11 protein-coding genes, 2 tRNA genes and 2 riboswitches are annotated in these 10,528 nt (G+C 57.6%); of the genes, 10 read left to right on the forward strand and 3 right to left on the reverse strand.

The window, feature by feature from the left end:
* Positions 1-284: 284 nt before the first annotated feature.
* The 4 genes from HMPREF2820_RS10530 to HMPREF2820_RS10545 all read left to right on the forward strand — a co-directional run bounded on the left by HMPREF2820_RS10530 (position 285) and on the right by HMPREF2820_RS10545 (position 1,455).
* Positions 285-361 (forward strand) — tRNA-Asp (locus HMPREF2820_RS10530).
* Between the two features lie 19 nt (positions 362-380).
* Positions 381-453: transfer RNA gene (locus tag HMPREF2820_RS10535), tRNA-Phe, on the forward strand.
* 157 nt (positions 454-610) lie between these two features.
* The gene (locus tag HMPREF2820_RS10540; RefSeq protein WP_070603988.1) at positions 611-1,066 is read left to right on the forward strand and encodes a hypothetical protein; all 456 of its coding nucleotides are present in this window, start codon (positions 611-613) and stop codon (positions 1,064-1,066) included.
* Positions 1,067-1,173: 107 nt separating this feature from the next.
* A complete protein-coding gene (locus tag HMPREF2820_RS10545; protein WP_042388192.1) occupies positions 1,174-1,455 on the forward strand; it encodes a GNAT family N-acetyltransferase in 282 nt (93 codons plus the stop codon).
* A 100-nt stretch (positions 1,456-1,555) separates the two neighbouring features.
* On the opposite strand, the gene epsC is transcribed toward HMPREF2820_RS10545, so the two are convergent.
* Entirely contained in the window at positions 1,556-2,149 is a 594-nt protein-coding gene (epsC, locus tag HMPREF2820_RS10550) for a serine O-acetyltransferase EpsC (RefSeq protein ID WP_070603975.1), read from the reverse strand.
* Between the two features lie 115 nt (positions 2,150-2,264).
* The gene (gene cysK, locus HMPREF2820_RS10555; RefSeq protein ID WP_070603976.1) at positions 2,265-3,197 is read right to left on the reverse strand and encodes a cysteine synthase A; all 933 of its coding nucleotides are present in this window, start codon (positions 3,195-3,197) and stop codon (positions 2,265-2,267) included.
* A gap of 303 nt (positions 3,198-3,500) precedes the next feature.
* A riboswitch (cobalamin riboswitch) is annotated at positions 3,501-3,770 on the forward strand.
* A gap of 66 nt (positions 3,771-3,836) precedes the next feature.
* Here cysK and HMPREF2820_RS10560 point away from each other — a divergent pair.
* The 5 genes from HMPREF2820_RS10560 (at position 3,837) to ramA (ending at position 8,360) form a co-directional block, all read left to right on the forward strand.
* Positions 3,837-4,619 (forward strand): energy-coupling factor ABC transporter permease, encoded by a 783-nt coding sequence (locus HMPREF2820_RS10560; protein WP_083307922.1) that lies wholly within the window; start codon positions 3,837-3,839, stop codon positions 4,617-4,619.
* Positions 4,620-4,657: 38 nt separating this feature from the next.
* Positions 4,658-5,035, forward strand: coding sequence for an energy-coupling factor ABC transporter substrate-binding protein (locus HMPREF2820_RS10565; RefSeq protein ID WP_049173058.1), 378 nt, complete (start codon positions 4,658-4,660; stop codon positions 5,033-5,035).
* Positions 5,032-5,769 carry a cobalt ECF transporter T component CbiQ gene (gene cbiQ, locus HMPREF2820_RS10570; RefSeq protein ID WP_070549912.1) on the forward strand — a complete coding sequence of 246 codons (738 nt, stop codon included), beginning with the start codon at positions 5,032-5,034 and terminating at the stop codon, positions 5,767-5,769. The genes HMPREF2820_RS10565 and cbiQ overlap by 4 nt, the downstream gene beginning before the upstream one ends.
* A gap of 2 nt (positions 5,770-5,771) precedes the next feature.
* Positions 5,772-6,596, forward strand: coding sequence for an energy-coupling factor ABC transporter ATP-binding protein (locus tag HMPREF2820_RS10575; protein ID WP_070603977.1), 825 nt, complete (start codon positions 5,772-5,774; stop codon positions 6,594-6,596).
* A gap of 194 nt (positions 6,597-6,790) precedes the next feature.
* Positions 6,791-7,048: riboswitch (cobalamin riboswitch) on the reverse strand.
* Between the two features lie 475 nt (positions 7,049-7,523).
* Positions 7,524-8,360: an acetate metabolism transcriptional regulator RamA gene (gene ramA / locus HMPREF2820_RS10580; protein WP_005511953.1), complete on the forward strand. Its 837-nt coding sequence runs from the start codon at positions 7,524-7,526 to the stop codon at positions 8,358-8,360.
* A gap of 71 nt (positions 8,361-8,431) precedes the next feature.
* Here the strand turns inward: ramA and HMPREF2820_RS10585 are convergent, their stop codons facing one another.
* Positions 8,432-9,031 carry a cob(I)yrinic acid a,c-diamide adenosyltransferase gene (locus tag HMPREF2820_RS10585; protein WP_049173053.1) on the reverse strand — a complete coding sequence of 200 codons (600 nt, stop codon included), beginning with the start codon at positions 9,029-9,031 and terminating at the stop codon, positions 8,432-8,434.
* Positions 9,032-9,078: 47 nt separating this feature from the next.
* Here HMPREF2820_RS10585 and murA point away from each other — a divergent pair, with 47 nt between their 5' ends.
* Positions 9,079-10,341, forward strand: a complete 1,263-nt coding sequence (murA, locus tag HMPREF2820_RS10590; protein WP_239272592.1) for a UDP-N-acetylglucosamine 1-carboxyvinyltransferase — start codon at positions 9,079-9,081, stop codon at positions 10,339-10,341.
* Positions 10,342-10,528 lie beyond the last annotated feature (187 nt).

Below are 10,528 nucleotides of genomic sequence, written 5' to 3' on the forward strand. Positions count from 1 at the left end.
GTCATAAACGTAGTCAGTAACTCGCATCGCCCCAACGCCGCCAGCCATAAACGTAGTCAGTAACTCGCATCAGTGACACTGGGGGAGAGGGGGGGGCTTTACCCGGGTTTGGTGGGGAGAGCTTTTGCCACAGTCTAGGTTGCCCCGAGACCCGGGGCTGGATGTCAGTTTTCAACTTAAAATATCTGCCATGAACTGGCGATTTGCTTATGTTCAGCGCTGTTCTGTAGAGTAACAACTCGTGCACAGCGCTGGTAATCCAGAAAGTTGAGCACGGCATTTAAGGCCCTGTGGCGCAGTTGGTTAGCGCGCCGCCCTGTCACGGCGGAGGTCGCGGGTTCAAGTCCCGTCAGGGTCGCCACTTGATTAAATTCAAGTCTGGCCAGATAGCTCAGTCGGTAGAGCGTCCGCCTGAAAAGTGGAAGGTCAGCGGTTCGATCCCGCTTCTGGCCACAATTAATCCCCAGTCCGGAAACGGGCTGGGGATTCTTTGTTTTACCAGGTGTTTGTCGCGGGGATCGTCGTAAAGCACAGTGCATCGAGCCGTGCGAAAAACTTAAAGTGGGGGAAATTAAACCGCGTACACACCCTAGCGGATAGGATGTTGTGCATGAGTAAGGAATTCGCCTCAGCAGGAACGCTGTCCGACGATAAGACGCTGCCGTGGGTCGTGCGCATCTTCGTCTACACGGATGCTGAGGGCAGCCAATCGGCTGCTGAGAAGGTTCGTGGGGTGCTCGCGGAACTGATTCCGGATCAGGACGTCAACGTCTACGAGGATGTCATGCCCGATGTGGGGCGCACCTCTTCGCTCGCTGATTTGTGGGCGGAGGCCAACCCGGGCATGGATCCGGGGGATCGGAAGCGTTACCGCATCAGTGTGGTGGCTCCGGGGCTGTCTCACTGCGAAATGGCGGATCTGGCAGGCCCGCTCGCTGAGGCCGTCAGCCCGGGGTGGGCAGAGGGGGAGGCTGCGACTAAGGTCGCGAAGGGCGATGTCCCGTGCCGTGTCGCTGTCGGGCGTGCCGACGAGCACCCGGGCGAACCCCCGCTAGTGCAGAATTAGCCGGGATTCGGAATTAATCCGAAGCGAGAGCTGTTATCTGGGTTACATCCTAAGAGTCGTTTGCAATGACGACGCTTCACAACCATGAGAGGGAAGTGATTCCGAAAATGGCACACACTATTTCGCATGATGAGGCCGGTCAGCGCTATGTTCTCACCGTAGAGGGAGAAGAGGCCGGCTTTGCCGCTTACACCCCGGTGGAAGGTGCCCTGGACTTTGACCACACGGTTGTAGATGGCAAATTCCGTGGACAAGGCCTGTCCAAGCCGCTTATCGCAGGCGCGTTGGATGATGTTCGGAAGAACAACCGCAAGATTCGCACCAGCTGCTCGGCTGTTGCCAACTTCGTGGAGAAAAATCCGGAGTACCAGGATCTACTGGCTGACTAGTCGCTGAAGGGCGAAGAACGCACAAATAAGCCGACCCGCTGCTCACGATAGGGAGAGCAGCCGGTCGGCTTTTGTATGTAGAGCTAGTTTTAGGGCGGGGCTAGATGAAGTCCCCGTCACCCTGGACGTACACCGCCGGATCGCACAACGGCTTGTGCTCGTCGGGCTTGGCTGGGCGTACGCGGCCCGGAATTCCTATCACGATGGAATCGGGTGGGCAGCTGTGGGTGACCACGGAGTTGGCGCCGATTGATGAGCCTGCGCCAATTGTGATGGGGCCAAGGACTTTCGCACCTGCTCCGACGGTGACGTTGTCCTCCAGGGTGGGGTGGCGTTTTACCTTCTCCAGTGAGCGGCCGCCGAGTGTCACGCCGTGGTAGAGCATGCAGCCGTCACCGATCTCTGCGGTTTCACCAATGACGATGCCCATGCCGTGGTCGATGAAGAACCTTCGGCCAATTTGAGCGCCCGGGTGAATCTCAATACCAGTCAGCCAACGGGAAAACTGTGCGAGTACTCGTGCAATGCCCTTGGAAATCCCGCCTCGTTTCCAGAGGCGGTGCGAGAATCGGTGAATCCAGATTGCGTGTAGGCCGGAGTAGACAATGGCATTTTCTACATCACTGCGCGCAGCTGGGTCGTGCGCGCGGGCATTGTCCAGATCCTCTTTGAGGATTCGGAAAAAGTCACTCATGGGCGTCAATTCTATCTGGTCGGAAGTGTGGGCAATGAAAAAACCCGCTTGCCGACGGAAAGTGCCAGCTAGCGGGCTCTGCAGAGAAGGTTACGGGCGTTTATAGCGCTTGGTCTTAGTCGCGCAGATCCTCGTACAGGATGGAGGAGACGTAGCGCTCGCCGAAGTCAGGAACAATCACGACGATGTTCTTGCCCTCGGACTCCGGGCGGGCTGCAATCTCGAGAGCAGCCTTGATGTTTGCACCGGCGGAAATGCCGCCGAGGATGCCCTCGGCTGCAGCGACCTTGCGGGAGACCTCAATAGCGTCCTCGTTGGTAACCGCAATGATCTCGTCGAGAAGCTCCGGATCGAGAACCTCTGGGACGAAGTTTGCGCCCAGACCCTGAATCTTGTGCGGGCCGGCGGTGCCCTCGGTCAGCAGCGGGGAGGCCTTCGGCTCAACGGCAACCAGCTTGATGTCCGAGTTGTGCTTCTTCAGCGTGCGACCAGCACCGGTAATGGTGCCGCCGGTGCCGACACCAGCCACGAAGTAATCAACCTTGCCGTCGGTAGCTTCCCAGATTTCTTCACCAGTGGTTGCCTCGTGGATAGCCGGGTTGGCCGGGTTGGCGAACTGGGAAGCCAGGATTGCATTGTCGGTGTTAGCCACGATTTCGTTGGCCTTATCGACAGCACCGCGCATGCCATCCGCGCCCGGGGTGAGTACAAGCTCAGCGCCAAATGCGCGCAGAACGACGCGGCGCTCCTGGCTCATGGTGTCCGGCATAGTGAGAATGACCTTGTAACCGCGGGCTGCGCCGACCATTGCCAGCGCGATACCGGTGTTGCCCGAGGTACCCTCGACGATGGTTCCGCCCGGCTTGAGCTCGCCAGAGCGCTCGGCGGCATCGATAATTGCGTTGCCGATGCGGTCCTTGACCGAGTTGGCAGGGTTGTAAAACTCCAGCTTGGCAATCACGTTGCCCGGCAGGCCCTCGGTAACACGGTTGAGCTTAACCAGCGGGGTGTTGCCGATCAGTTCAGTGACATCGTTATAAATAGTCATTAATCTTATCCATTCCGGAAATCACAGAGGACTTCCTAATGAGTTTTCGCGTGTAGCCGTAGTGTACGCCTGATCCTGCAATTAGTACAGACCAGTTCGTCTATTTTATGGCTTGCGTAGGGAAGTGGAAGCTGTCAGTTCCGGTGCCGCCACCGTCATAGTCGCCGCGGCCGGCGCCGTCGCAGTCGCACCGCTATTTTCGCAATGCCCCTGCTATTGCCACGTTAACGCTGTCTCATTGCCTCGCTCGTCCTTACCTCCATTGTGAGGGTAAAGAGCATTAAAGTTTCTTAGAATCCACTATTCTGAGACGTGATTTACAGTGCACGGGAATGCCTTGTGAATAGGCAGCGGCCCTCGCCACTGTGATTGGGCGCGATTGCGGCCCTTATCTGCACAGCGGTTATATGTGATAACCGAAAAACGCAGACAATGGACTCAGCGATTGCGGTGCTTCGTCGAAGCCACTCAGAGGGACTCAAACCTTTGGGGAAGGAGGCGAGGCATTAATAGAAGTGTGAAGCTTTCCTCAGCCCATCAGCCAGGAGACCGACTGTAAATCATCCAATTCGCGTCCGCGGATTGGCGGTCGAGCGGTGCTGTCGAGGTGAATAGCGCCGTAGAAAGATGATTTACATCATGCATATTGCTGAGGGATTTCTCCCAGTTACTCATTGCATTGGGTGGGGTGTAGCTGCCGCTCCCTTTGTCATTCACGGCGCAATTCAAGTCAAGCGCACTATGAAAGAACATCCCGGTAGCGGCATGCTGCTCGGTGCTGCTGGTGCGTTTACCTTCGTGCTCTCCGCAATCAAGATTCCATCTGTGACGGGTTCCACTTCGCACCCGACAGGTACAGGTTTTGGTGCTGTAATCTTCAAACCTCCGGTGATGGCGCTGCTTGGCTCCATCGTGTTGCTCTTCCAAGCAATCTTGCTCGCTCACGGCGGCATTACGACGCTCGGTGCGAACATCTTCTCCATGGCAATCGTCGGCCCGTGGGTTGGCTACGCCTTCTACGTATTGACTCGAAAGCTCGGCGGAGGCCTACTACCAGGTGTGTTTATGGCAGCGTTCTTCGCTGACCTCTCCACCTACGTGGTGACCTCCATGCAGCTCGCTCTTGCACACCCGGCAAACCCGGGCGGTGTTGGCGGCGCGCTGGCTACATTCCTCGGCCTGTTCGCTATCACGCAGATTCCGCTGGCAATCATCGAGGCTCTGGTCACCGTCATTCTCATGCGCACCCTGCTGGCAGTGGCACACTCTGAGCTCCTCGATCTCGGCTTCCTGTCCCGCTTCGGTGATGCGCCAGCACCGGCGCTGGAGGCGAAAGCTGCAGAAGCCACGGCTGACGCTGTTGCAGGATCTGTCACTTCGCAGAATGCGGCAGCTGCATCCGTATCTGGCCAGAAGCAGTAGCCGTCGTCAAGCGAAAAGAAGCGAAAGAGAGCACGATTATGAATGCAAAAAACAACGCGCAGATTGTCGACGCACAGGCAGCTAGCCAGCCGAAGAAGAACTCCGTGTGGGTCAGCGTTGGTCTCATTGTCCTGGTAGTCGTAATTGCCATGTTCCCGCTGTTCTTCAACTACGGGGACGACGACGCCGAGGAGCCGTTCGCCGGCACTGATGCCACCGCTACGGAGACAATTCAGGAAATCGACCCGAACTACGAGCCGTGGTTCGAGCCACTCGTCGGCGAGCTGCCGGGTGAGGTCGAGTCGGGTCTGTTCGCGCTCCAGGCCGTTATCGGTGCTGGCGTCCTGTTCTACGTTATTGGCTTCTACCGAGGGAAGGCTGCTGCGCGTTCGGACAAGCGCGAGAAAGAGCAGTGAATGCGCTAGAAGCTGCAGCGGCGCGCAGCGCTTGGGCACGCCGCAACGTGGGTGAAAAGATTCTGCTGCTCGGTGGGCTGCTGATTCTGGCGGTTGCGCTACCGCCAATTCCCTTTGCGCCTGTCATTGCGGTCATTGCTTGGTCTATTGCGTACATAGCCCGAGTGCCCCGCAAGCTGTATGTGGCAATGGTGCTGGCACCGGCGGCTTTTGTGCTCGTCGGCGCGTTTCCGCTTTTGGTAGCGCTTACTCCCGACGGTCTCGCGTGGTCGCCGGATGGCCCGCAGCGAATGGCGCAGGTTGTGATGCGTTCGTTTGCGGGTATCAGCTGCACGATGGTCTTTGCGCTGACCACTCCGATTTCGGAGCTCATTGCCTGGCTCGACAAGCACGGCTTGCCGCGATACTTGACGTACCTCGCCGAGGTGATTTACCGGATGACCGGCGTGCTGATTCACTCCGCACACTCGATGACGGAAGCGCAAGCACGACGCTTGGGACACTCCACGCGCCGGGCGATGATCCGAGATGTAGCGGCACAGTCCGCCAGCCTCTTTGTCATTGCCTTTACCCGCGCGCGCAAGATGCAAGAGGGAATCGAGCTGCGCGCCGATCCGAGCGCAATGAAAGTACTGGTGATTTCGCGGCCCAGGCAGCCGAAGTTCATCGTGATATCCAGTGCATTACTTTTGTCGTTGATTGCGGCCTGGGCGCTGCTGAAATGGGGTGTATAGGGATGTCGAGCAGCAGGAAAAATCGCGCTGATCACGTACATGGTGCCAACGGTGTCATTGTCGAAGCGGCTGCAGTTACATACGCTTACGACGAAACCCACGTCCTGAAAGGCGTGGATCTGGCAATTTCGGGTGGCGAGCGCCTAGCGCTGTTGGGCGCAAACGGTTCTGGCAAGTCCACGCTGTTGCGTATGCTCGCGGGAGCGTCTAAGCCCAATAGTGGTGAGGTCCGCCTTGACGGCACCGTCTACACGTACTCCCGGCACGGCCGCAATGCGGTCCGTCGCTCAGTGCAGATGGTCACGCAGGATCCGGATGAGCAAATCTTCGCGGCTAGCGTGTTTGCAGACGTCTCGTTCGGTCCCGTCAACCTGGGGCTTAAGAACGAGGAAGTCGAACGGCGCGTCCGGCAGGCTCTAGGTACCGCCGAGATCACCGATCTCGCCGAACGCGTTCCGCACCAGCTTTCCTATGGTCAGCGCAAGCGCGTCGCTCTCGCTGGTGCGCTGGCGATGCATCCGCGTGTGCTGCTTCTCGACGAGCCCTCCGCCGGCCTCGATCCGCAGGCGACCCGAAAGCTTGCACACACGCTCAATCAATTGCGCGATCAGAGCACTGCCGTCGTCGTCGCCACGCACGACATCGACTTCGCGTGGAATTTCGCCGATAGGGCAGCAGTGCTTGCCGACGGCAAACTGCGAGTTGGCTCCAAAGAGGAAATTTTGGCCGATCGACGGTTGGTCGAACATGCTCGATTGGCTTTGCCCTGGGCGCCCGTGGTCTCCAAGGCGATTGGGCGAGATGTGTGCCATCCAGAGGATGTTTAGGCGAGCGGTTTGGTTGGTGAATAGCTCATCGATATGTGCAGCTAAACCACGATAAAAATGAGAAAAGCGCCCGCGGGCAGGGCGTAATGCCTATGAAAATAGGCCTAGAAATATAGGCGAAGCTGTCGCATTTCTTCGCTTCCATTTCACGTCACACCTGTCCGCGGGCGATCTCCGTGGCCGTGGCACTTTGCAGTGCCCTCGGCGCATCAGGCAGGTATTCGGACTTTCTGGCGTGACCGACAATAAGGGGATGACGACTGCCGCAAGCTTCAATGCTTACGTGCAGATCCTTATTATCAATTTTCCTACTTTTCGCCGCTTCCCAAGGTTGAAATAACCTCAGTGCCGTTGGCGAATTTTGTTCCAGATTACCGCTGCGGGACAGTTCCGGAATTGCACCGGATTCCCTCTTGCGTTTGCTGTGCACCACCTTCGGACAACCACGTGGAGGACGTAGCATTGAAAGTGGAACTCAACAAAACCTGTTGCATGTATGACAATAGCGCACGATGCAAAATAAGCGAAGGTCTTTTTCGAAAATGTCCGCATTGGGGGTAAAACGCCGTTCATTACCCTCTGTTATCAACATTCACGCAGTTTGTTAGCGGAAAAATAGCTACCCCCTGCCTTGTATTTATTCGGCCGAGGCGGGGCTAATGACAGGATTTATCCTGGTATTTTCTTTACGTACTTGTAGAGAAACCTAGTTGTTTCCTAAGATTGTGTGACGGATGCCTTAATGCAGGTGTACCCGTTCGGAGGGTACTATCTACTTTGTACGGTTTACAGCCCCCGAAAGGGTCAGTGGCCGCTGAGCGGTAGTTGGCCATTTCGTAGGAGTGTAAGTCGGCGCGAAGTCACAGGCTGATGGTGCCTCTGTGGGTGCCAGTGAAGCAATTTGCCCGTTACGCAGGAGGACGCGAGATGGATCCCCACCGCATTCTGGACGACAATGAGGTTATTAAGTCGTCCTTGGTCGCCCTAAAGAATGCGACTGGTATTCCGGTCACAATGTATGCGGAAGTCACCGATAACTCTAAGATGCAGATCAACAACTGGGTTGGCCTGCGTACTCCGGCCCTGCAGAATCTGACTGTGGAATCGGGTGCGGGTGTCGGTGGTCGCGTGTTGGCCACGCGCCGCCCGGTGGGTGTCAGTGACTACCTGCGCGCCAAGGTTATTACCCATGAGTATGACGACAAGATTCGTGACGAAGGCCTGCACTCGCTGGTCGCCGTGCCGGTGATCGTTTCGCGTCTTGTCCGTGGCGTGCTCTACGGTGGCGTGCACTCCTCGGTGCGCCTGGGGGACAAGGTTCTTGAAGAGGTCACAATGACCGCCCGTTGCCTGGAGCAGGACCTCGCTGTCGTCGATGCCTGCCGCAACATGGATCGTTCGGGCAACGGTAAGGGCGGCCGCATCATGAATGGCGCTGAGTGGGAGCAGGTTCGCTCCACGCACTCCAAGCTGCGCATGCTCGCTAACCGTGTGGATGATGAGAAGCTGCGCCAGGAGCTCGAGGTGCTCTGCGATCAGATGGTCACCCCGGTTCGCGTCAAGCAGACCACCAAGCTGTCGGCTCGTGAGCTCGATGTTCTCGCCTGTGTCGCCCTCGGTCACACCAACGTCGAGGCCGCAGAGGAAATGGGCATCGGTGCCGAGACGGTTAAGTCCTACCTCCGCTCCGTGATGCGCAAGCTGGGCGCCCACACTCGCTACGAGGCCGTCAACGCGGCCCGTCGCATCGGCGCACTGCCGTAAACCGCTTGACGACGGTTCCTTTGCGCCCAAACCCGCGGGTATTGGGGTAGTCAGTTCTGCTACTTGACCCGCTACTTACCCCCTGCTTGCCGCTGGGCTTCGCGCTCACCACCGGGGATCCACTTAACGTCGTTTCCGTCATTGGCCACTCTCGAAAGAATAAACAACAGGTCAGACAAGCGATTGAGATACTTCGCCGGTAGGACTGAGGTGGTTTCGGGAAATTCGCGGCAGGCAGCCCATGCTGCACGCTCGGCTCGGCGAGTAATCACCCGAGCTGTGTGTAGCAGTGCTGCGGCTGGTGTGCCTCCCGGGAGGATGAAGGAATCCAGTTTCGGCAGTTGTTCATTGAATTGGTCGCACCAGTGCTCGAGTCGCTCGATGTAATCCGGCTCGATACGCAACGGCGGGTACTTCGGGTTTTCTTCAATAGGTGTTGCCAGGTCGGCTCCGGCATCAAATAGGTCATTCTGCACGTAGCGAATGACAGCCGAGATTTCGTCGTCAAGCGTGCCGAAACTGAGCGCCTGGCCGAGTGCGGCGTTGGCCTCCTCGCACGTGGCGTAGGCGATAAGGCGAGAATCATCCTTGGGAACGCGGCTGAAATCGGATAATCCAGTGGTGCCGTCGTCGCCGGTGCGAGTGTAAATGCGAGTTAGATGAACGCTCATAGCTTCAAGCCTAAGCGCGATATTGCGAAATGTGGTTGGCTGGGGGAGTGGGAAATGAGCGATTTCTGGTTAAAGGCGGAGCGACGCTAAATGGTCAGGTTCAGATTTCCGGGGCGAAGAACTCGGTTCTGAAACTGATGGGTGCGGCGCTTCTCGCCGAGGGCACGACAGTACTGACGAACTGCCCTGAAATTGACGACGTGCCATTGATGCAAAAGGTCCTCGAAGGGCTCGGCTGCTCCGTGACGCGCGAGGGCGACCGGATTGAAATCACGGTGCCCGAAGAACTCTCGCATCACGCCGATTTCGATGCCGTGCGCCAGTTCCGCGCTTCGGTCTGTGTGCTCGGGCCGCTGACGGCGCGTACCCGTAACGCGATTGTCGCACTGCCCGGTGGTGACGCTATTGGTTCCCGCCCGCTGGACATGCATCAGGCTGGCCTGGAGAAATTGGGAGCACGCACCTATATTCACCACGGTTGCGTGGTGGCTGAGGCGGGGCGACTCAAGGGGGCGAACATCAAGCTGGACTTCCCGTCCGTCGGCGCGACCGAGAATATTCTGACCGCGGCCGTACTAGCGGAAGGTACGACTGTGCTGGATAACGCCGCCCGTGAGCCCGAAATTGTCGACCTGTGCGAGATGCTCGTGGAGATGGGCGCCAAGATTTCGGGTGCGGGATCTAACACCATCACGGTTGAGGGCGTAGAGAAGCTGCACCCGACTGAGCACAAGGTTGTCGGCGACCGAATTATCGCAGGGACCTGGGCTTATGCTGCAGCGATGACCGGCGGCGATATTACGGTCGTTGGCATTAACCCTAAGTACCTGCACCTTCCTCTGGAAAAACTGAAGAACGCAGGCGCTCAGGTCGAGACCTACCCGCAGGGCTTCCGCGTGCGTATGGACAGGCGTCCGCAGGGTGTGAACTATCAAACGCTGCCATACCCAGGCTTTCCGACGGACATGCAGCCCATGGCCATTGCTCTGTCCGCGGTGTCCGAAGGGACGTCAGTGCTTACCGAGAACGTTTTTGAGTCGCGCTTCCGGTTTGTCGACGAGATGATTCGCCTCGGCACGGACGCGACTATCGATGGCCACCACGTGATGATTCGCGGAAAGGAAACGCTGAGTTCCGCACCTGTGTGGTCTTCGGACATTCGCGCCGGAGCGGGACTAGTGCTTGCTGGGCTGTGTACTGAAGAAGGTGACGTCACTGAGGTGCACGATGTTTATCACATCGACCGTGGTTACCCGGGCTTCGTAGAGACACTCAATTCTCTTGGCGCTTCTGTTGAACGGGTTAGCTAGTGATTGTTGGCCTCTGGTCAATGGCTAACGGCTAAGCGCACGGTGCTAGTTAAACGCGCGGTGCGGAAAACCATCGCAAGTCTTCGGTTCTGGATGCTTCAGAACCGTAAGGAGTGATTCTCCTGTGGTGGCTTGTGGTGGTTTTCGCTATTTTACCTGGGGTTTTGTGTCTTTGGGTGGGGTGTGT

The sequence above is a fragment of the Corynebacterium sp. HMSC064E08 genome (assembly GCF_001811805.1).
Lineage (GTDB): Bacteria > Actinomycetota > Actinomycetes > Mycobacteriales > Mycobacteriaceae > Corynebacterium > Corynebacterium jeikeium_D.